Source organism: Pantoea sp. 22096 (assembly GCF_052045955.1).
GTDB classification, from domain to species: domain Bacteria; phylum Pseudomonadota; class Gammaproteobacteria; order Enterobacterales; family Enterobacteriaceae; genus Pantoea; species Pantoea alfalfae.
The window spans coordinates 1,719,180-1,738,164 of sequence record NZ_JBQEPW010000001.1 but is presented as its reverse complement, the minus strand read 5'-3'; the positions used below and the strand labels follow the sequence as shown (position 1 = coordinate 1,738,164).

General features: G+C 55.3%; 21 protein-coding genes. 16 read left to right on the top strand and 5 right to left on the bottom strand.

Annotation, left to right across the window (positions count from 1 at the left end; translation table 11 throughout):
• Positions 1-2: 2 nt before the first annotated feature.
• From gsiC to ACTJKZ_RS08130, 3 genes are read left to right on the top strand one after another with little or no spacing between them, the layout of a single operon-like run.
• Positions 3-932 (top strand): glutathione ABC transporter permease GsiC, encoded by a 930-nt coding sequence (gsiC, locus tag ACTJKZ_RS08140; protein ID WP_013357265.1) that lies wholly within the window; start codon positions 3-5, stop codon positions 930-932.
• Positions 929-1,834: a glutathione ABC transporter permease GsiD gene (gene gsiD / locus ACTJKZ_RS08135; protein WP_222924286.1), complete on the top strand. Its 906-nt coding sequence runs from the start codon at positions 929-931 to the stop codon at positions 1,832-1,834. Before gsiC ends, gsiD begins: the two co-directional genes overlap by 4 nt.
• Positions 1,831-2,280, top strand: a complete 450-nt coding sequence (locus ACTJKZ_RS08130; RefSeq protein WP_095707465.1) for a DUF4385 domain-containing protein — start codon at positions 1,831-1,833, stop codon at positions 2,278-2,280. Before gsiD ends, ACTJKZ_RS08130 begins: the two co-directional genes overlap by 4 nt.
• Before the next feature lie 64 nt (positions 2,281-2,344).
• On the opposite strand, the gene ACTJKZ_RS08125 is transcribed toward ACTJKZ_RS08130, so the two are convergent.
• Positions 2,345-2,629 carry a hypothetical protein gene (locus tag ACTJKZ_RS08125; protein WP_161734294.1) on the bottom strand — a complete coding sequence of 95 codons (285 nt, stop codon included), beginning with the start codon at positions 2,627-2,629 and terminating at the stop codon, positions 2,345-2,347.
• A gap of 86 nt (positions 2,630-2,715) precedes the next feature.
• Between ACTJKZ_RS08125 and ACTJKZ_RS08120 the strand changes: the two genes are divergently transcribed.
• From ACTJKZ_RS08120 to ACTJKZ_RS08110, 3 genes are all read left to right on the top strand, one after another.
• Complete coding sequence (locus tag ACTJKZ_RS08120) at positions 2,716-3,351, top strand: carbonic anhydrase (protein ID WP_128085280.1); 636 nt, start codon at positions 2,716-2,718, stop codon at positions 3,349-3,351.
• 141 nt (positions 3,352-3,492) lie between these two features.
• Positions 3,493-4,152 (top strand): DUF3313 domain-containing protein, encoded by a 660-nt coding sequence (locus ACTJKZ_RS08115; RefSeq protein WP_440829439.1) that lies wholly within the window; start codon positions 3,493-3,495, stop codon positions 4,150-4,152.
• A 112-nt stretch (positions 4,153-4,264) separates the two neighbouring features.
• Positions 4,265-5,401 carry a PQQ-dependent sugar dehydrogenase gene (locus ACTJKZ_RS08110; protein ID WP_440829438.1) on the top strand — a complete coding sequence of 379 codons (1,137 nt, stop codon included), beginning with the start codon at positions 4,265-4,267 and terminating at the stop codon, positions 5,399-5,401.
• Between the two features lie 145 nt (positions 5,402-5,546).
• Here ACTJKZ_RS08110 and ACTJKZ_RS08105 read toward each other — a convergent pair whose 3' ends face one another.
• Positions 5,547-6,203, bottom strand: coding sequence for an HAD family hydrolase (locus ACTJKZ_RS08105; protein WP_161734288.1), 657 nt, complete (start codon positions 6,201-6,203; stop codon positions 5,547-5,549).
• A 272-nt stretch (positions 6,204-6,475) separates the two neighbouring features.
• On the opposite strand from ACTJKZ_RS08105, the gene ACTJKZ_RS08100 reads away from it, so the two are divergent.
• Positions 6,476-7,678, top strand: a complete 1,203-nt coding sequence (locus tag ACTJKZ_RS08100; RefSeq protein WP_253421443.1) for a serine hydrolase — start codon at positions 6,476-6,478, stop codon at positions 7,676-7,678.
• Between the two features lie 313 nt (positions 7,679-7,991).
• Here the strand turns inward: ACTJKZ_RS08100 and ybjG are convergent, their stop codons facing one another.
• Entirely contained in the window at positions 7,992-8,597 is a 606-nt protein-coding gene (gene ybjG / locus ACTJKZ_RS08095; protein ID WP_285086018.1) for an undecaprenyl-diphosphate phosphatase, read from the bottom strand.
• Between the two features lie 402 nt (positions 8,598-8,999).
• Positions 9,000-10,688 (bottom strand): aspartate:alanine antiporter, encoded by a 1,689-nt coding sequence (locus tag ACTJKZ_RS08090; RefSeq protein WP_013357276.1) that lies wholly within the window; start codon positions 10,686-10,688, stop codon positions 9,000-9,002.
• A 258-nt stretch (positions 10,689-10,946) separates the two neighbouring features.
• Here ACTJKZ_RS08090 and ybjM point away from each other — a divergent pair, with 258 nt between their 5' ends.
• On the top strand, positions 10,947-11,312 hold the full coding sequence (gene ybjM, locus ACTJKZ_RS08085) for an inner membrane protein YbjM (RefSeq protein ID WP_161734282.1): 366 nt from the start codon (positions 10,947-10,949) through the stop codon (positions 11,310-11,312).
• A gap of 88 nt (positions 11,313-11,400) precedes the next feature.
• On the opposite strand, the gene ACTJKZ_RS08080 is transcribed toward ybjM, so the two are convergent.
• Positions 11,401-11,664, bottom strand: a complete 264-nt coding sequence (locus tag ACTJKZ_RS08080) for a GrxA family glutaredoxin (RefSeq protein WP_003849263.1) — start codon at positions 11,662-11,664, stop codon at positions 11,401-11,403.
• A 254-nt stretch (positions 11,665-11,918) separates the two neighbouring features.
• On the opposite strand from ACTJKZ_RS08080, the gene ACTJKZ_RS08075 reads away from it, so the two are divergent.
• The 8 genes from ACTJKZ_RS08075 to potI all read left to right on the top strand — a co-directional run bounded on the left by ACTJKZ_RS08075 (position 11,919) and on the right by potI (position 18,964).
• Positions 11,919-12,170: a DUF1418 family protein gene (locus ACTJKZ_RS08075; protein ID WP_440829437.1), complete on the top strand. Its 252-nt coding sequence runs from the start codon at positions 11,919-11,921 to the stop codon at positions 12,168-12,170.
• Positions 12,171-12,186: 16 nt separating this feature from the next.
• Positions 12,187-12,909 (top strand): oxygen-insensitive NADPH nitroreductase, encoded by a 723-nt coding sequence (gene nfsA, locus ACTJKZ_RS08070; protein ID WP_161734278.1) that lies wholly within the window; start codon positions 12,187-12,189, stop codon positions 12,907-12,909.
• A gap of 20 nt (positions 12,910-12,929) precedes the next feature.
• Positions 12,930-13,832, top strand: coding sequence for a 30S ribosomal protein S6--L-glutamate ligase (gene rimK, locus ACTJKZ_RS08065; RefSeq protein WP_161734276.1), 903 nt, complete (start codon positions 12,930-12,932; stop codon positions 13,830-13,832).
• An 87-nt stretch (positions 13,833-13,919) separates the two neighbouring features.
• On the top strand, positions 13,920-14,399 hold the full coding sequence (locus tag ACTJKZ_RS08060) for a YbjN domain-containing protein (RefSeq protein ID WP_161734274.1): 480 nt from the start codon (positions 13,920-13,922) through the stop codon (positions 14,397-14,399).
• Positions 14,400-14,783: 384 nt separating this feature from the next.
• On the top strand, positions 14,784-15,893 hold the full coding sequence (potF, locus tag ACTJKZ_RS08055) for a spermidine/putrescine ABC transporter substrate-binding protein PotF (RefSeq protein ID WP_161734272.1): 1,110 nt from the start codon (positions 14,784-14,786) through the stop codon (positions 15,891-15,893).
• 123 nt (positions 15,894-16,016) lie between these two features.
• Entirely contained in the window at positions 16,017-17,150 is a 1,134-nt protein-coding gene (gene potG, locus ACTJKZ_RS08050) for a putrescine ABC transporter ATP-binding subunit PotG (protein ID WP_161734270.1), read from the top strand.
• A gap of 9 nt (positions 17,151-17,159) precedes the next feature.
• A complete protein-coding gene (gene potH / locus ACTJKZ_RS08045) occupies positions 17,160-18,122 on the top strand; it encodes a putrescine ABC transporter permease PotH (RefSeq protein ID WP_161734268.1) in 963 nt (320 codons plus the stop codon).
• Positions 18,119-18,964 carry a putrescine ABC transporter permease PotI gene (potI, locus tag ACTJKZ_RS08040; protein WP_013357282.1) on the top strand — a complete coding sequence of 282 codons (846 nt, stop codon included), beginning with the start codon at positions 18,119-18,121 and terminating at the stop codon, positions 18,962-18,964. The genes potH and potI overlap by 4 nt, the downstream gene beginning before the upstream one ends.
• Positions 18,965-18,985: the final 21 nt, after the last annotated feature.

Below are 18,985 nucleotides of genomic sequence, written 5' to 3'. Positions count from 1 at the left end.
GCATGTTTAACTACTTTCTCAAACGACTGTTTGGGCTGATCCCCACGCTGCTGATTGTGGCGGTGCTGGTATTCCTGTTTGTTCACCTGCTGCCGGGCGACCCGGCACGCCTGATCGCCGGGCCGGAAGCGGATGCCTCGGTGGTGGCGCTGGTGCGTCAGGAACTGGGTCTCGATCTGCCGCTGCCACAGCAGTTCTGGCACTTCATGCTGAATGCGTTGCAGGGTGATTTTGGTCAGTCGATGGTTTCCAAACGCCCGGTTGCGGATGAGATCGCCTCGCGCTTTATGCCGACTCTGTGGCTGACGCTGGCCAGCATGATCTGGGCGGTGATTTTTGGCATGACCATCGGCATCGTTTCGGCGGTCTGGCGTAACCGCTGGCCCGACAGGCTCGGCATGACGCTGGCGGTGTCGGGCATTTCGTTTCCCGCCTTTGCGCTGGGGATGCTGCTGATGCAGGTCTTCTCGGTTGAGCTGGGCTGGCTGCCCACCGTCGGGGCTGAGAGCTGGAAGCATTACATTCTGCCCTCCATCACCTTAGGTGCAGCGGTCGCGGCGGTCATGGCACGCTTTACCCGCGCCTCGTTCGTGGAGGTGATGCAGGAAGATTACATGCGCACCGCCAGGGCTAAAGGGGTACGCGAGTCGCTGGTGGTGGTGAAACATGGCCTGCGCAACGCGATGATTCCGGTGGTCACGATGATGGGGCTGCAGTTTGGTTTTCTGCTGGGTGGCTCAATCGTGGTCGAGGTAGTGTTTAACTGGCCGGGCCTGGGGCGTCTGCTGGTCGACTCCGTGGCGATGCGTGACTATCCGGTTATTCAGGCCGAAGTACTGCTGTTTTCACTGGAGTTTATTCTGATCAATCTGTTTGTCGACATGCTCTATGCGGTGATCAACCCCGCTATTCGCTTTAAGGAGTCGCGATGAAAAACTGGCGACGTGAAGCGGCACTGAAAACGATGCCGCTGATAGCGGAGAACCGGGTGCGTACGCCGTGGCGTGAGTTCTGGCGACGTTTCCGGCGTCAGCCGGTGGCGCTGCTGGCCGGGGTGTTTGTGCTGATACTGATTGTGCTGGCGGTGATCGCCCCGTGGATTGCGCCGTTCGACGCCGAGAACTACTTCGATTATGACCGGCTCAACGACGGGCCGTCGCTGATGCATTTCTTTGGCGTCGATTCGCTGGGGCGCGATATCTTCAGCCGCGTGCTGGTCGGCACGCGTATCTCTCTCATTGCCGGCTTTTTCTCGGTGGTCATTGGCGCAGTGATTGGCACGCTGTTTGGTCTGCTGGCCGGGTATTACGAAGGCTGGTGGGACCGTATCACCATGCGCATCTGTGATGTGCTGTTTGCCTTTCCCGGCATTCTGCTGGCGATTGCGGTGGTGGCCATTATGGGCAGCGGCATGAGCAACGTGATTGTGGCAGTCGCTATCTTCAGTATCCCGGCCTTTGCCCGACTGGTACGCGGTAACACGCTGGTGCTGAAGCATCAGACCTATATTGAGTCGGCACGCAGCATCGGCGCGTCTGACTGGACAATCCTGATGCGGCATATTCTGCCCGGCACGGTATCGCCGATTGTGGTCTATTTCACTATGCGGGTAGGGACTTCCATTATCACTGCCGCCAGTCTGTCGTTTCTCGGGCTGGGCGCCCAGCCGCCAACGCCGGAGTGGGGCGCAATGTTGAATGAGGCGCGGGCCGACATGGTGATTGCCCCGCACGTGGCGATTTTTCCCAGCCTGGCGATTTTCTTCACGGTTCTGGCATTTAATTTGCTCGGCGACGGGCTACGTGACGCACTTGATCCTAAACTAAAGAGATGAAACCTTTCGATTATGATCAGGACTTCAGCACGATCGACTTCCGCCAGCATCCCGAGCTTTATCAGGTCGGGCGAGGTGAGCAGGGTGTGCTGATGGTCGAGCCTTATAAAGGCGAAATTCTGCCGCACTGGCGTTTTCGCACCGTCCCCATTGCTGAAGAGTCGGCTGAAAAAATCATGGCGCTGTTTGAGGATTACCGGCGTCAGGACGATTTTGTCGGCATGGATATGGCGCGCAAATTTATCCAGATGGGATACACCCGAGCGCGTCGTTACAGCAACCACAAAGGCGGGCGCAAATATGACGCGGATGGCAAGGAGCTGCCGCGTGGCGTCAACGAGGAAAAGGCTGCTGCAGCGGCCATTTTCAAGGGTTACTGGGACAAACTACGTGAAGACGAGGACTACCTGCGACGCAAGAAGGCGCATCAGCAGCAGTATGGTTAACCGCTAAATCTCCTCCCCCGGCCACCTCCACCGTGGCTGACATCATTGCCTGAACCCGCCCGGCTCATTCTCCGGGCGTTATCCTGCTCCCCTTTTCCTGCCCTGAAAGGCCAGATGCAAAACAGAAATCTTTGGTTTCGGTCAAACTGCGACGTAAAGTAGTGAAAAAACGCGTAAAAGCCGGTTCAGGACGCAGACAAAAAAAGTGGGTGGATCGCCCTCTGCCTTTTCCAGTAACTTCCCGTGCTGTAAAAAGAAATCGGCTCCAGGAACGCTGGATGGTGAATAAGCGAAACGCTGACGATGCCAGCGCTTCAGGGTTGTCTGAAAAACGCGGGTTGATATTCACTTGTTTTCATTAATAATAAACCAGCAAACCCCACTGAGGGGGCTATGCCCCTCAGGTAATGAAATGGATAATGTGAGAGCTAAATAATGAAAGAGATCATCAACGGATTTCTGAATTTCCAGCAGAATGTGTTTCCTGAAAGGAAGGATCTTTTCAAAAGCCTGGCGTCAAATCAAAATCCGAAAGCGCTGTTTATCTCCTGTTCAGACAGCCGTCTGGTGCCTGAACTGGTGACGCAGCAGGAGCCAGGAGAGCTGTTCGTTATCCGCAATGCGGGCAACATCGTTCCCTCATTTGGCCCGGAGCCGGGCGGTGTCTCCGCTACGATCGAATATGCTGTGGTCGCGCTGGGCGTCTCAGACATCATCATCTGCGGTCACTCCAACTGCGGTGCCATGAACGCCATCGCTTCCTGTGCCTGCATGGATACCATGCCTGCAGTTGAGCACTGGCTGCGCTATGCCGATGCAGCAAAGGCGGTCGTCGAGCAGCGTGAGTATGACTCACCAGAGAAGAAACTGAACGAGATGGTCAAAGAGAACGTTATCGCTCAGCTGAACAACATGAAGACTCATCCGTCGGTCTCCGTTGCCCTGCGTAACGGTAAGCTGCGTCTGCATGGCTGGGTTTACGATATCGAAAGCGGCACCATCATGGCGCTGACCCAGGGCGGTAAGCAGTTCATCACCCTGTCAGATAATCCTGATACCTGCTTCGAGTAATGGCTTTCACCCGCTGCGTTATGCAGCGGGTATATTCCTACCTTCCGCACAGATAACCCCTTAAAACACCGCTTATTTTCAGCCTTTTCCCCGTGATTTATCTATGCTTGCTTAAACCTTCCTGACACAAGCGAGTTGATCATGCGTATACCGTCCATTGCTGCTCTGCTGGCAGTCTCCGCACTGTTGCTCAGTGGATGTACTTCTCATGGTGCAGACAAGCAGCACTATTCGGGTTTCTTAGCGGATTACAGCCAGCTGAAGCCCTCTGAGTCAGCCAGCGGGGAACCGACTCTGCGCTGGATTTCTCCCGACTATAAGAGCAGCCAGTATCAGGATGTGCTCTATACACCGGTCGTGTTCTATCCGGCTGCCCGGCCTACGGCTCGTGTCAGTCAGCAGACGCTGGATCAGATACGCAGTTACACCGATATTCAGTTGAAAGGGGCGATTGCCACCCGTCTGCCGCTGGTTAATCAGGCTTCGCCACATACTCTTAAAGTGCGTGCCGCGATCACCGCCGTCTCGGCAGAGAACGAGGGCGTACAGTTTTACGAAGTCGTGCCGATCGCGGCAGTCGTCGCCAGCACCATGGCGGCATCCGTCCACCGAATTCCGAACAGTGAACTGTTCCTGGAGATTGAAGCCAGCGATGCCGTGACCGGCAAACCCTTGATCCGGATCGTGCGAAAAGCCGTTGGCAAAACGGTCAGTAACAGCACGACGCCAGTCACCTTTGATGATCTGAAGCCGGTTATTGATACGCTGGTTCGTGACACGGTCAGTTTCAACGCGCCATAACCTTTCGGGGCGGCACATCCTTGTCGCCCTGTTTAATCTTTTGTAAATCCTCAGGTTCACCACGCAGCGGATGACTACGCTTAAGGGCACGCTATCCCGTCAGGAGAACCTTATGTCCCGTTTTTCGACTGCTCTTGTGCTCGGCGGCGCGCTGCTTTGCGCCTCACCACTGTTTGCCGCCGACGTAAAGGTCGAGGTACTGCAGGATAAGTTACAACATCCATGGTCTGTTGCCTTCCTGCCCGACAACAAAACGCTGCTGATTACTGAGCGTAGCGGAGCGCTGCGCAGCTGGAGTCCGCAGAGTGGCCTGTCGCAGCCGATCCAGGGTGTACCAAAGGTCTGGGCAGAACGGCAGAGTGGTCTGCTGGACGTGGTGCTGGCACCCGATTTTGCGACCAGCCGTCGCGTCTGGCTCAGCTACACTGAGGCGAACAGCAGCGGCAAAGCGGGTGCCGTCGTGGGTGTCGGGACGCTGAGTCCGGATAACCGACAACTCAGCGATTTCCGCGAGGTAGTCCGGCAGACGCCGATGCTCTCCAGCGGCAACAATATCGGCACCCGGCTGGCGTTTGATACCCAGGGATACCTCTGGATCGCGTTCGGCGATAATTTTGTCAGCAGCGCAGCCCAGGATCTCGATAAGCTGCAGGGCAAGTTGCTGCGGCTCAACGCCGATGGCAGCGTGCCGGACGATAATCCGTTTGTGAAAAAGCCCGGCACGCGGCCAGAGATCTGGGCCTATGGTCTGCGTAATCCGCAGGGACTGGCGCTTAATCCCTGGACCGGCACGATATGGGAAAATGAACATGGCCCGCGCGGTGGCGATGAAGTGAATATCATGAGCCGTGGCAAAAACTACGGCTGGCCGCTGGCGACGTACGGCATTGACTACAACGGCGATAAAGTGCCGGAATCAAAGGGCACCCATGCTGCAGGCACCGAACAGCCGCTTTATCACTGGAAGGATTCGCCGGCCATCAGTGGCATGGCATTTTATAATAGCGCCCGTTTTCCGCAGTGGAAGAATTCGGTGTTCATCGGGGCACTGAAAGAGAAAAACCTGATCCGTCTGAGTCTCAACGGCGAAAAAGTGGTGGAAGAGCAGCGCCTGCTGGGCGATCAGATGGCGCGAATCCGTGATGTGCGGCAGGGACCGGATGGCTGGCTCTATGTGCTGACCGATGAGGCCAATGGTAAGCTACTGAAAGTGGGATTAGCGCAGGACGCTGGCGCGTCCCGCGGCTAAGAGCAAGACCTGGCAGACGATTTTATTTGTCAGTCTGGACCAGAGCAGTGCTCACAACCAGCACGTAATCCGTACGTGCTGGTTGTTGCGCGTAGTTCGTGTCCCGACTGACTGAAACAACGATGTCTGCCAGGAAGGCTCTGGATTATCGCGCCCAGTGATAAACCTGCCAGCCGCGGTTTAGCGCTTCCTGGTGCAGCTGTTCATCCGGATTGATAACGTGGGCATGATCGGCCTGCTTCAGCAGTGGCAGGTCGTTCATGGAATCGCTGTAGGCCCAGGTACGGTTAAAGTTCTCCTGCTGCTGCAGCGCTTTCCAGTCACCCAGGCGGGTCACTTTGCCCTCTTTGTAGGTCATGGTACCGTAGGTGTTGCCGCTGTAGCGCTCATCCACGATCTCAACGCCAATCGCCAGCGCGCCGCAGGCACCCAGCTTCTCAGCAATCGGCACCACCAGATGTTCGCCACTGGCGGAGATGATCATCACTCTGTCGCCGCGTGCCCGGTGCCACTCAATGCGCTCGCGTGCTGCAGGATAAACGCGTGGCATGATGTCACGGTGAATGAAGCGGCGCACCCAGCCTTCAACGGTCAGTGTCGCCATGCCTGCCAGAGGGGAGAGTGTTTTATTCATATACTCTTCAATCGACAGCGTACCGGCATAATACTGATTCATTAATGCCTGTTCCTGATCAATCAGTTCGCTGGGGGCAAATCCCTGTGATACCAGCCAGCGCAGCCACAGGCTGGTGCTGTCTTCACAAATCAGTGTTTCATCAAGATCAAAAAGGGCTAAGTCCATGGGTGGTCTCCTCGGCTGACTGGCTTTCAGGTTAGCCGATAATTGTGACGGGCTTAACGCTTCTGCGAAAAATCGGAATTTCACGCAGTTTTGAAAGTGACAGATGTGGGGAAAAGCGACACGCGCGCGGCCCTTATGCCAGGGTTACTCTACTAAACTCTAAAAAACTTTACGATTCGGCGGTTTTTTTCACTGCCGTCAACGGTTAGCGTTTGAGTGAGAATTTTCTGCCCCTGGAATTTCGATTTAACAAGGACAATCCGGCCAAGCCCATGACAAACTCTTGCTTCACATCTCGCCTGCGGCACCTCGTTGCCACTTCATTACTGATTATCGCCCCCCTTAGCGCTTTTGCTGAGCAGGCTCCCGCTGCGCCCGGCATTGATGCTAAAGCGTGGATTCTGATCGACTACGCCAGCGGTAAAGTGTTAACCGAATCCAGCGCCGATCAGCGTCTCGATCCTGCCAGTCTGACCAAGATGATGACCAGCTACGTAGTCGGTCAGGCGATTAAAGCGGGCAAAATCAAACCGGATGACCTGGTCACGGTGGGACAGGATGCCTGGGCGACCGGTAATCCTAAGCTGCGTGGCTCTTCGTTGATGTTCCTCAAGCCGGGCGATCGCATTCCGGTGCATGAGCTGAACAAAGGGATTGTGATCCAGTCCGGCAATGACGCCTGTATTGCGCTGGCAGATTATGTGGCGGGCAGTCAGGATTCCTTTATCGGCCTGATGAACAACTATGTGAAGGCGCTGGGACTGCAAAATACCCACTTTATGACGGTGCATGGTCTGGATGCAGAAGGCCAGTACAGCACGGCCCGAGATATGGCGCTGATTGCCCAGGCGCTGATCCGCGATGTGCCCGAAGAGTACGCACTGAATAAAGAGAAAGAGTTTACCTTCAACAATATTCGCCAGATTAACCGTAACCGCCTGTTGTGGAGCACCAACCTTAAGGTGGATGGCGTCAAAACCGGTCACACCTCCGGCGCGGGTAATAACCTGGTGGCTTCCGCGACCGAGGGCGATATGCGCCTGATCTCGGTGGTGCTCGGCACCGCCAGCGACGCGATTCGTTTCCGCGAAAGTGAAAAGCTGCTGACATGGGGCTTCCGTTTCTTTGAAACGGTAACGCCGATTAAAGCGGATGCGCCGTTTGCGCAGCAGCGGGTCTGGTTTGGTGATAAGAGCCAGGTGAATCTGGGCGTGGCGAAAGATGCCGCGCTGACCATCCCGAAAGGGCAGATGAAGAACCTGAAGGCGAGTTTCAGACTCACTACGCCACAACTCGAAGCCCCGCTGAAGAAGAATCAGGTGGTTGGTACCATCGACTTTCAGTTAGACGGTAAGACGATTGAGCAGCGGCCGCTGGTGGTGATGCAGGATGTGCCGGAAGGCGGCTTCTTCAGCCGGATGATTGATTTTGTGATGATGAAGTTCAACGGCTGGTTCGGGAAGTGGTTTTCATAAGTAAGCAGGGACGCTGATGTGTCCCTGAGTTGTTGATTCATGCTTCTCAAATAGCGGTCATATCGCGCCTGCTCAGGGAACACGGTCAGATCGGAAAGACGCTAAGGCCAGTCCCTGACATGCCCGGCCCGCGCAATTACGCACCTCATCCCTGAGGTGCGCCCGTAGCCGGGCCAGCGCGTTGCGTTGTTCAAAAACGCCTGGCGTTTTTATCCATGCCGCGGGACGCTTCCTCTTCTGACCGTGTTCCCTTCGCGTTAATTTTATACGTTGCTGTGAGATCCTGATTCAGGCATATGAGCAGCCACTTATTTTAATTCTGCGTCCAGCCCTTACGAATCGGCACGGCAAACAGCGCCCGATAGAGTGGGTTGATCACCGCCAGCATCCGCTCGCCGTAGAACTGCCACGCCAGATGTGACGCCAGACAACTCAGCAGACCCACCAGGAATCCACCCAGCATATCCATTGGCCAGTGAACGCCCAGGTAGACCCGCGACCAGGCGATGGCGCAACCCGCCACCATCAGCACCACGCCTGACCAGAGGCGATGCCAGAAAATAAATGCCAGAGCAAAGGTGAATATTGTTGTGCCGTGATCGCTGGGATAGGAGTCATCGGCGGCGTGAGGCAGGAACTGATAACCGTAGCCAATGGCGAAAGGGCGGGGATGCGGCAGCAGATGACCCACACACCAGGAGATTGCCAGCGCATAGATCAGCGCCATACCGGTTTTCAGTACCAGCGCCCGCTGCGAAGAAACCTGATCGCGCGGTCCCCAGAGCCACATCCCGACGATTAACAGCGGCACAATGGCGATGAGATCTCTGGCAATAAAGGTCGCCAGTTGCAGCAACCAGGTGGGTGACGCCGGTGTGGCATTGATGGCAGTAAACAGTGCGTGGTTCAGCTCTTCCATTTCGGGATAAATTCCTCAGCAGACAGGCCGGTCATCAGCGTCAGGTAACATCCGGTCACCCAGGCTCGATAACAGCGGCAAATAAACGTTCAGCGACAGCGCGCCCAACCAATCAAGCAGCACAATTTGCTAACTTATCAGAGCGCTATCCTGCTTTTTGTCGGCCAGTTCGTCTATGGAAAGGCTCTTAATCTCATGATGAGTTGCACAACTGTTTAAGTTTTATGACGGTTTGAGAGTTGATTCCGGTATGGAAGCGCGGGATGGGACGAAAAAAGGCATAAAAAAACCCGCCGGGAAAAAGACCAGCGGGCTCCACAATTTGGGGATTTCAAAGAAAAGCAGTGGCACTTATTATGACTATCGCTTAACAATAAAGTTCTGGACGTCAGCAAAAAAATTTTATAGGGGCAGTATCGGCCAGATAATCACAATCAGCGTCCCCGCCAGCGTCAGTAACACGTTAGCGATCGCATAGGTTCCGGCATAGCCCAGCGCCGGAATATTACTGCGTGCCGTATCGCTGATGATCTCCATAGCCGGTGCGCAGGTTCGCGCGCCCATGATGGCCCCAAACAGCAGGGCGCGGTTCATCCGCAACACATAGGCACCAAACAGATAGCAGATGATCACCGGAATCAGGCTCACCAGCAGACCGCACAACAGCATCAGCGCACCGTCGCTGCTCAGGCCGTGATTAATCCCGCTGCCGGCGCTTAATCCTACACCCGCCATAAATACCATCAGGCCAAACTCTTTCACCATGGTAAGCGCGCCCTGCGGAATATAGCCAAAGGTCGGATGGTTGGCGCGCAGGAAGCCGAGCATGATACCGGCGAAGAGCAGACCCGCCGCGTTACCGATACCAAAACTGAAATTGCTGAACTGGAACGTAATCAGACCAATCATCAGACCCACGATAAAGAAGGCACAGAAGGCCAGGAGATCGGTCATCTGACTGTGAATCGCGATAAAGCCGATGCGATCTGCCACGCTTTTTACCCGTCGCGCCTCGCCGCTGACCTGCAGCACATCACCTTTGTTGAGCATGATGCTGTCGTCGATCGGCATCTCAATCTGACTGCGTATTACGCGGTTCAGGAAGCAGCCGTGATCGGTAAGGTTTAACTTGCTGAGCCGTTTGTTTACTGCGTTATGGTTCTTCACGACGATCTCTTCGGTGACGATGCGCATATCCAGCAGATCGCGGTCAAACACCTCTTTGCCGTTACGGAAGCTGGGGTCAAGCCGGGCATGTGCATCGGGATAGCCGACGAGCGAGATATCATCACCAAGCTGCAGCACCGCATCCCCATCGGGACTGGCGAGAATACCGTTGCGGCGGATACGCTCAATGTAACAACCTGTCTGACGATAGATACCCAGCTCGCGCAGGTTTTTGCCGCCGCTCCACGCCACCAGTTCCGGGCCCACGCGATAGGCGCGGATCACCGGCAGAAAGACTTTACGCTGGCTGTCCGCATCCAGACCGCGTTCCCGGGCAATCTGCTGCGCACAGGTCGGCAGATCCTGATGTTGCAGACGGGGCAGGTAGCGTGCGCCGAAAATAAGACTGACCAGGCCGATCAGATAGGTCACGGCATAACCGAGGCTCAGCTGATCCTGCATCAATCCAAGCTGCTTTGGATCGCTGATGCTTTGCCGCAGGGTATCACCCGCCCCGACCAGCACCGGGGTTGAGGTCATCGACCCGGCCAGCATGCCGGCGGTAAGACCAATATCCCAGCCAAAGAGTTTACCCAGCCCCAGTGCCAGCAACAGCGCGCTGACCACCATGACGATGGCGAGCATGAAATAGTTTTTGCCGTCGCGAAAGAAAATAGAAAAAAAGTTGGGACCCGCTTCAACACCAACACAAAAAATAAACAGCATAAAGCCCAGACTCAATGCATCGGTATTGATCGCGAAGTGCTGCTGCCCTAATAAGAGCGAAACCACTAATACGCCAATCGAATTTCCCAGCTGAACTGAGCCAAGACGCAACTTGCCCAGACAGAGGCCGAGCGCTAAAACGACAAATAATAACAAAATGTCATTTCCGCTTAACAATCCTGCGACGTTAATATTCACTGTTTAACTTCTTGTTTACGTGTAACCTGTTGAAGAGTGGCCTGTTTTTCGCTATCGTGAGCAAGCCGTTGAGGTGCTGTTGTATCAACACTGCAAATGGAACCGTTATCGCGGCGCTATTCTAATCACAAATATCTTTCACAGCCATTGGCTGTTTTCATTCGTTGCCACAACGAACTGTTTATTTTTATTTCCACCAGAACGCATCAGGGATATCAGCAGGTTATTGTCGGGGTTACTTTTAATCAGTGGGGTGGTATGCCGCAGCGTTCTTATCTCTGGACTACCCGCCTGTGCGGCGTGGTGATGTACAGTCTGGTGTTTGTTTTTACCTGTCACTTCTGGCAGGTCGGTCCCGGCCCGCTTCGTGGTCAGCCCGAATTACTGCTCTTTATGTTACCTGGTATTGTGATGGCGTTGATGCAGGTGGAAAGCCCGTTAAAAAGCACGCTGCTGATGGGGCTCTGGGGAACGTTGCTGGCAGCACTGCTGCTCAATAACAGCCTGTTTATTCACAGCAGCGGACTGTTTGCCATCGCATGGAGTCTCAGTGCGCTGTTCTGGGCAGGCTGCGGGGCGTTGCTGGTACGGTTAATGCAGATTGTGATGGCGTCGCTCAACTAAACGGTGCCGGATGGCTGGCATCAGCCAGAGAGCAAAAAGGCGAGACAGGAAAATCCTGCCTCGCCTTTTTCATTCCGGTTATCTGCGCTTACGCGACAAATCCCAGATTCTCTTTGGTCCAGGCCGCAAACTCGGTGTAGCCACCAATATGTTTTTCGTCCACGAAAATCTGTGGCACGGTACTGACCGGTTTACCGGCGCTGGCTTCCAGATCGGCTTTAGTAATGCCTTCTGCATTAATATCAACATACTGATAGCTAAAGTCATCGCGCTCCGCGGTCAGTTTGTCGGCCAGTTCATGGGCACGGACACAGTAGGGACAGCCCGGACGACCAAAAATAACAGCAATCATTGAGAACTCCTTGCAGCGACTATTATGTGATGCGTATCACATAATCAAACAGAGAATGGCAACCATCATGCCCGCTCGTATCGCTTAAGGAAAGCAGGATTTGCCTGTTAGTCTGATGCCCGCACGCTATTGCCGCCGTTCAGGAAGCGTCTGAAACAAGAGCTTTTTCACAACGGCAGCCCGTGTAACCCGCGCAATTTTTGGGTTGTTGGCCATAATTGACGCTCAGTAAGCCGCAAAGGCAGGAGGAAGTGATGCAGAGTGTGGCCAGATTACCCCGGTTTATCCTGGTGCTGGAGGCGGCTGGCGGCCTGTTAATTCTGGGTGCGCTGCTGCTGATCAACCACTGGCTGCCGCTGCCAGACAAGGCTGGTGCCAGAACGCTGGCTACCGTGCTGTTCATCGCCGGCGTGGTGCTGATGCTGCCTGCTGCCTGGCTATTGATGTGGCGCACCGCGAAAGCTATCGCGCCACAGTTGTTCAATCAGATTGATAAAAAAAGATAATGTTGCTGGAGACTTTATGACACCGACCATTGATTTACTGTGCAGCCACCGTTCAATCCGCGCCTTTACTGACCAGCCGGTCAGCGAAGCCCAGCGTGAAGCGATTATTAATGCGGCGCAATCGGCGTCCACATCCAGCTTTTTACAGTGTTCTTCTATTATCCGTATCACCGACAAAGCGCTGCGTGACAAGCTGGTGACGCTGACGGGCGGACAGACGTGGGTCGCGGATGCGCCTGAGTTCTGGGTTTTCTGCGCTGATTTTAATCGCCACCTGCAGATTTGCCCGGATGCGCAACTGGGCCGTGCCGAGCAGTTGCTGCTGGGCTGCGTCGACACCGCGCTGATGGGACAGAACGCGATGGTCGCAGCGGAATCGCTGGATCTGGGCGGCGTCTTTATCGGCGGCATTCGTAACAGCATTGCGGAAGTGACCGAGCTGCTGGGCCTGCCAAAATTTGTGCTGCCGCTGTTTGGTTTCTGCCTGGGGCATCCGGAGTCAAAGCCGGACGTCAAACCGCGTATGCCGCATGCGATGCTGGTGCATGAAAACCGCTATCAGCCACTGGATCCGGCAGTGCTGGCAGAATACGACAGCCGCACAGAACTCTATTATCAGCAGCGCGACAGCAACCAGCGTAGCGAAACCTGGAGCGAGCTGATTCAGCGGCTGATCGTTAAAGAGACGCGTCCGTTTATGCTCGACTATCTGCATCAGCAGGGCTGGGCCACGCGTTAATCCATCAAGGGAGAGCTGCGATGAAGATAGCCATTTTGTCGCGCGATGAGACGCTCTACTCCAGCCGACGATTGCGTGACGAGGCCGCCGCGCGCGGCCACGAGGTGCAAATCATCGATCCGCTCTCCTGCTATATGAATATCAATCCCGCCTCACCGGCGGTTCACTATTGTGGTGAACCGCTGGGCCATTTCGACGCCGTTATTCCGCGAATCGGCAACGCCATTACTTTCTATGGCACGGCAGTGCTGCGACAGTTTGAGATGTGCGGCAGCTATCCGCTGAATGAGTCCGCCGCCATAACCCGCACCCGGGATAAATTGCGCTCGCTGCAGCTGCTGGCACGGGAAGGCATCGACATGCCGGTCACCGGCTTTGCCTCTTCACCCGATGACACTGACGATCTGATCGCCATGGTGGGCGGCGCGCCGCTGGTGGTTAAGCTGGTGGAAGGCACGCAGGGCATCGGTGTGGTACTGGCGGAAACGCGTCAGGCGGCGGAGAGCGTCATCGATGCTTTTCGCGGCCTGAACGCCCACATTCTGGTGCAGGAGTTTATTAAAGAAGCACAGGGACGAGATATTCGCTGTCTGGTGATCGGCAATCAGGTGGTGGCAGCAATAGAGCGGGTGGCGAAAGAGGGCGATTTCCGCTCTAATCTGCATCGCGGCGGTAAAGCGTATCCGGTGGTCATCACGCCTCAGGAGCGGCAGATCGCCGTGCAAGCAGCGGCCACGCTCGGGCTGGAAGTCGCCGGTGTCGATATTCTGCGCGCTCATCGCGGTCCGCTGGTGATGGAAGTGAACGCCTCGCCCGGTCTGGAAGGCATCGAAACCAGCAGCGGCCTTAACATTGCCGCGCTGATGATTCAGCGGATTGAGCAGCAGGCCATCCCCGGGCTCCGTCCTAAAACCGCTGGCTGACACGCGCTTTTCAGCAGTTTTCGTGGCATCGCCGCGCATTTTTCCGTAAGCTAAGTCGCCTGTTTATCACCCCACTGGGATTTTACGATGGATTCTCTTGTCGTTCCGGATATCGACCTGCTGCGTCGCTGGCTGGATCAGCAAAATATCACCTGGTTCGAATGCGATGCCTGTCAGGCACTTCATCTGCCGCACATGCAAAACTTCGATGGGGTGTTTGACGCCAAAATCGATCTGGTCGACAACGTCATTCTGTTTTCGGCGCTGGCTGAAGTGAAGCCGACGGCGCTGATTCCACTGGTTGGCGATCTGTCGCAAATTAATGCCAGTTCACTGACGGTGAAAGCCTTTATCGACATTCAGGATGATAATCTGCCGAAGCTCATTGTCTGTCAGTCAATGACCACTACCGCCGGATTAACCTTTGGTCAGTTCTCACACTTTATGAAACAGAGTGAAGAGCAAATCTCCATGGTCATCCTGGAAGCCTTTGCCAATAATCTGCTGATTGTGGGTGAAGAAGAAGAGCACGTTGCGGTGACCAGCGTTCATTCTGTGCTGCACTAAGCCCGACATGGTCGCCCACTAAGCCGTCCCTGAGACGGCTTTTTTATGCCCGCGATTTGCCGCCCCCTTTTTTTATTCTGCACTTTGCCCTTTACCGCCAGATATTTGTCGTGGTTTATGCCATCAAAGCCGAACCTCATAGCTCAAACATGCATAAAATATCGGTTTCAGGCGTTTTTTACGCTGGGGTCTGGTGAAGCCTGACCGGGGGGGCTATGCTTGCGGGGCTGTAACAGACGTGTAACTGCGTCCCAGCTATAGGATTTTGCTATTAAACTCCCGCTGAATAATGATTCATTGTGTCACTGACGTCTTGTACAGAACGCAATGCAGGGATCTCAGGTTTGCAGCGTTGAAATGACCCGCTCAGGAGGATGGAAAAATATGTTCAACTCACGTCAGAAATGGCTGTCAGCTGTAGTAGCTGCTGCGCTGATGGCCGCGTCGGCCACCAGTATGGCGGAAGATAAAACGCTGCACGTCTACAACTGGTCCGATTATATTTCGCCAGATACCGTGCCAAACTTTGAAAAGCAGTCCGGCATTAAAGTGGTCTACGATGTGTTTGACTCCAACGAAGTGCTGGAAGGCAAACTGATGGCGGGCAGCACCGGCTACGATGTCGTGGTGCCATCCTCCAGCTTCCTGGCGCGTCAGCTGCAGTCCGGGGTATTCCAGCCGCTGGACAAAAGCAAACTGCCTAACTATAAAAATCTCGATCCGGCGCTGATGGAAAAAGTGGCGCAGCACGATCCGGGTAACAAATATGCCATTCCTTATCTTTGGGGCACCACCGGTATCGGTTACAACATCGACAAGGTTAAAGCCGCACTGGGCGCTGATGCGCCGGTCAACAGCTGGGATCTGGTACTGAAGCCGGAAAATCTGGAGAAGCTGAAAAGCTGTGGCGTCTCCTTCCTGGATGCGCCAGAAGAGATCTTCGCCACCGTGCTCAACTATCTGGGCAAAGACCCGAATACCTCTGATGCCAAAGAGTATTCCGGCGCGGCGACCGACCTGCTGCTGAAACTGCGTCCGAATATCCGCTACTTCCATTCGTCGCAGTACATTAACGATTTGGCTAACGGTAACATCTGCGTCGCCATCGGCTGGTCGGGCGATATTCTGCAGGCGAAGAACCGTGCCGATGCAGCGAAAAATGGTGTGCATCTGGGCTACAGCGTGCCGAAAGAGGGGGCGCTGGCCTTCTTCGATATGATGGCAATTCCTAAAGATGCCAAAAACCTCGACGGTGCCTACGCCTGGCTGAACTACATCATGGATCCGAAAGTGATCGCTGATGTCTCCAACAAAATGAATTACGCCAACGGCAACAAAGCGTCGCTGCCGCTGATCAATGCCGACGTCCGCAACAACCCGGGTATCTTCCCGACGCCAGAAGCGATGTCGAAATTGTTCGTGCTGAAAGTCCAGGATCCGAAACTGGATCGTGTGCGTACGCGCGCATGGACTAAAGTAAAAAGTGGTAAGTAATTCGTCCTTAACGGATTGACCTGTCACGCATCAGCAACAGAGGCGCAGTGTCGGCCTCTGTTGTGCCATTTTTAGCGGCGGATTTTGCCGCCATGTTCCGCCTGGCTCCGGAGAGAACCCTTTGTGAACGATGCCATTCCCCGCCCTCAACATAAAACCGCAAAGGCCTTAACGCCGCTGCTGGAGATCCGCAATCTGACCAAATCCTTTGACGGCCAGCACGCCGTGGATGATGTCAGTCTGACCATTTATAAAGGTGAAATCTTCGCTCTGCTGGGCGCATCGGGCTGCGGCAAATCCACGCTGCTGCGTATGCTGGCCGGTTTTGAGCCGCCCACCAGCGGCCAGATTGTGCTGGATGGACAGGATCTGTCGCACGTTGCTCCCTATCAGCGTCCGATCAATATGATGTTCCAGTCCTACGCGCTGTTCCCGCACATGACGGTGGAGCAGAATATCGCCTTTGGTCTGAAGCAGGATCGGCTGCCGAAAGGGGAGATCACCAGCCGCGTCGCCGAAATGCTGGCGCTGGTGCATATGCAGGAGTTTGCGAAACGCAAACCGCATCAGCTCTCCGGTGGTCAGCGTCAGCGCGTGGCGCTGGCACGTAGCCTGGCGAAACGGCCAAAACTGCTGCTGCTGGATGAGCCGATGGGCGCACTGGATAAGAAGCTGCGCGACAGGATGCAGCTGGAAGTGGTTGATATTCTGGAGCGTGTGGGCGCGACCTGCGTGATGGTGACGCACGACCAGGAAGAGGCAATGACGATGGCGGGCCGTATCGCGATTATGAATCGCGGTAAGTTCGTGCAGATTGGCGAGCCGGAGGAGATCTACGAGCATCCGACCAGCCGCTACAGCGCCGAGTTTATCGGTTCGGTTAACGTCTTCGAAGGTTTGCTGCGTGAACGTCAGGCAGATGGCCTGGTAATCGACAGCCCCGGCCTGATGCATCCGCTGAAAGTCGATTCCGATGTCTCTGTGGTGGATAACGTACCGGTGCATGTCGCGCTGCGTCCGGAAAAAGTGATGTTGTGTGATGAGGTGCCGGCCAATGGCTGTAACTTTGCGGTGGGTGAAGTGGTCCACATCGCCTATCTCGGCGATCTCTCTATCTTCCATGTCCGTCTGCACAGCGGACAGATGATCAGCGCACAGTTGCAAAACGCGCATCGCTACCGCAAAGGGTTGCCGACATGGGGGGATGAAGTCCGTCTCTGCTGGGAAAGCGACAGTTGCGTGGTGTTGACGGTTTAAGGAGCGGCTATGAGCCAGATTTTTCAACGCGCCAAAGCGCCCGCCCGACTGGTCGGCACGCCGCTGCAACGCTGGGCCACGCGGGTAAAAATGCAGCATGGCCGCAAGCTGGTCATTGCTCTGCCTTATGTCTGGCTGGTGCTGTTGTTTCTGTTACCGTTTCTGACGGTACTGAAGATCAGCTTTGCGGACATTGCGCGGGCTATCCCGCCCTACACCGAACTGGTGAGCTGGGCAGATGATCAGTTCAGCATCGTGCTCAACTTCGGCAACTACCTGACGCTGACCGACGATCCGCTCTACGTCGATGCCTATCTGCAGTCGCTGAAAGTGGCGGCGATCTCGACCGTGATCTGTCTGCTGATTGGCTATCCGCTCGCCTGGGCCGTGGCGCACAGTAAACCCTCGATGCGCACCATCCTGCTGCTGCTGGTGATTTTGCCGTCGTGGACCTCGTTTCTGGTGCGCGTCTACGCCTGGATGGGGCTGCTGAACAACAACGGTATTCTGAACCGCTTCCTGCTGTGGCTGGGCGTGATTGATCATCCGCTGGTTATTCTTTACACCAACACCGCGGTCTATATCGGTATCGTCTACTGCTATCTGCCCTTCATGGTGCTGCCAATCTACACCGCGCTGACCCGTATCGACTACTCGCTGGTGGAAGCCTCACTGGATCTGGGTGCGCGTCCGCTGAAGACCTTTTTCAGCGTGATTGTGCCGCTGACCAAAGGCGGCATTATTGCCGGGTCGATGCTGGTGTTTATCCCGGCGGTGGGGGAATACGTGATCCCTGAACTGCTGGGTGGGCCGGACAGCATCATGATTGGTCGTATCCTGTGGCAGGAGTTCTTTAACAACCGCGACTGGCCGGTGGCTTCCGCGCTGGCGGTGATTATTCTGCTGATCCTGATTCTGCCGATCATCTGGTTCCATAAGCATCAAAACCGTGAAATGGGAGAGAAGGCATGAATAATTTGCCAACTATTCGCTCGCCCTGGCGTACCGGCATTCTGGTCTGCTGCTTCCTGTTCCTTTATGCGCCGATGCTGCTGCTGGTGGTTTACTCCTTCAACAGCTCACCGCTGGTAACGGTGTGGGACAGCTTCTCATTCCACTGGTACAAAGTGCTGTTTGAGGACAGCGCGATGATTGACGCGGTGCTGCTGAGTCTGAGCATTGCCGGGCTGTCGGCCACCATGGCGGTGGTGCTGGGCACGCTGGCGGCGGTCATCATCGTGCGCTTTGGTCGCTTCCGTGGGCACAACGGTTTTGCCTTTATGCTGACGGCGCCGCTGGTGATGCCCGATGTGATCACCGGTCTGTCGCTGCTGCTGCTGTTTGTGGCCATGGGCAACGCTTTTGGCTGGCCAAGTGAGCGCGGCATGCTGACCATCTGGCTGGCGCACGTCACCTTCTGTACCGCCTATGTGGCGGTGGTGATTAACTCGCGTCTGCGTGAACTGGACCGCTCAATCGAAGAGGCGGCGATGGATTTAGGCGCGACGCCGCTGAAGGTCTTTTTCGTCATTACCGTGCCAATGATTGCGCCGGCAATTGTCACCGGCTGGCTGCTGGCGTTTACTCTGTCACTCGACGATCTGGTAATCGCCAGCTTTGTGACCGGGCCCGGCGCCACCACGCTGCCGATGGCGATCTTCGCTACCGTACGCCGCGGCGTGAACCCGGAAATCAATGCGCTGGCTTCCCTGATCCTGTTTGTGGTCGGTTTAGTCGGTTTTATCGCCTGGCGATTCATGGCACACGAAGAAAAACAGCGTTTAAGCGATATTCAGAAAGCTAAACGTGGCTGAAATACGTAACCTTTGCCACTA

Excerpts from the sequence above, each read along its gene's own strand:
- gsiC (WP_013357265.1), top strand. The coding sequence starts at position 3 with ATGTTTAACTACTTTCTCAAACGACTGTTTGGGCTGATCCCCACGCTG.
- gsiD (WP_222924286.1), top strand. The coding sequence starts at position 929 with ATGAAAAACTGGCGACGTGAAGCGGCACTGAAAACGATGCCGCTGATA.
- ACTJKZ_RS08130 (WP_095707465.1), top strand. The coding sequence starts at position 1,831 with ATGAAACCTTTCGATTATGATCAGGACTTCAGCACGATCGACTTCCGC.
- ACTJKZ_RS08120 (WP_128085280.1), top strand. The coding sequence starts at position 2,716 with ATGAAAGAGATCATCAACGGATTTCTGAATTTCCAGCAGAATGTGTTT.
- ACTJKZ_RS08115 (WP_440829439.1), top strand. The coding sequence starts at position 3,493 with ATGCGTATACCGTCCATTGCTGCTCTGCTGGCAGTCTCCGCACTGTTG.
- ACTJKZ_RS08110 (WP_440829438.1), top strand. The coding sequence starts at position 4,265 with ATGTCCCGTTTTTCGACTGCTCTTGTGCTCGGCGGCGCGCTGCTTTGC.
- ACTJKZ_RS08105 (WP_161734288.1), bottom strand. The coding sequence starts at position 6,203 with ATGGACTTAGCCCTTTTTGATCTTGATGAAACACTGATTTGTGAAGAC.
- ACTJKZ_RS08100 (WP_253421443.1), top strand. The coding sequence starts at position 6,476 with ATGACAAACTCTTGCTTCACATCTCGCCTGCGGCACCTCGTTGCCACT.
- ybjG (WP_285086018.1), bottom strand. The coding sequence starts at position 8,597 with ATGGAAGAGCTGAACCACGCACTGTTTACTGCCATCAATGCCACACCG.
- ybjM (WP_161734282.1), top strand. The coding sequence starts at position 10,947 with ATGCCGCAGCGTTCTTATCTCTGGACTACCCGCCTGTGCGGCGTGGTG.
- ACTJKZ_RS08080 (WP_003849263.1), bottom strand. The coding sequence starts at position 11,664 with ATGATTGCTGTTATTTTTGGTCGTCCGGGCTGTCCCTACTGTGTCCGT.
- ACTJKZ_RS08075 (WP_440829437.1), top strand. The coding sequence starts at position 11,919 with ATGCAGAGTGTGGCCAGATTACCCCGGTTTATCCTGGTGCTGGAGGCG.
- nfsA (WP_161734278.1), top strand. The coding sequence starts at position 12,187 with ATGACACCGACCATTGATTTACTGTGCAGCCACCGTTCAATCCGCGCC.
- rimK (WP_161734276.1), top strand. The coding sequence starts at position 12,930 with ATGAAGATAGCCATTTTGTCGCGCGATGAGACGCTCTACTCCAGCCGA.
- ACTJKZ_RS08060 (WP_161734274.1), top strand. The coding sequence starts at position 13,920 with ATGGATTCTCTTGTCGTTCCGGATATCGACCTGCTGCGTCGCTGGCTG.
- potF (WP_161734272.1), top strand. The coding sequence starts at position 14,784 with ATGTTCAACTCACGTCAGAAATGGCTGTCAGCTGTAGTAGCTGCTGCG.
- potH (WP_161734268.1), top strand. The coding sequence starts at position 17,160 with ATGAGCCAGATTTTTCAACGCGCCAAAGCGCCCGCCCGACTGGTCGGC.
- potI (WP_013357282.1), top strand. The coding sequence starts at position 18,119 with ATGAATAATTTGCCAACTATTCGCTCGCCCTGGCGTACCGGCATTCTG.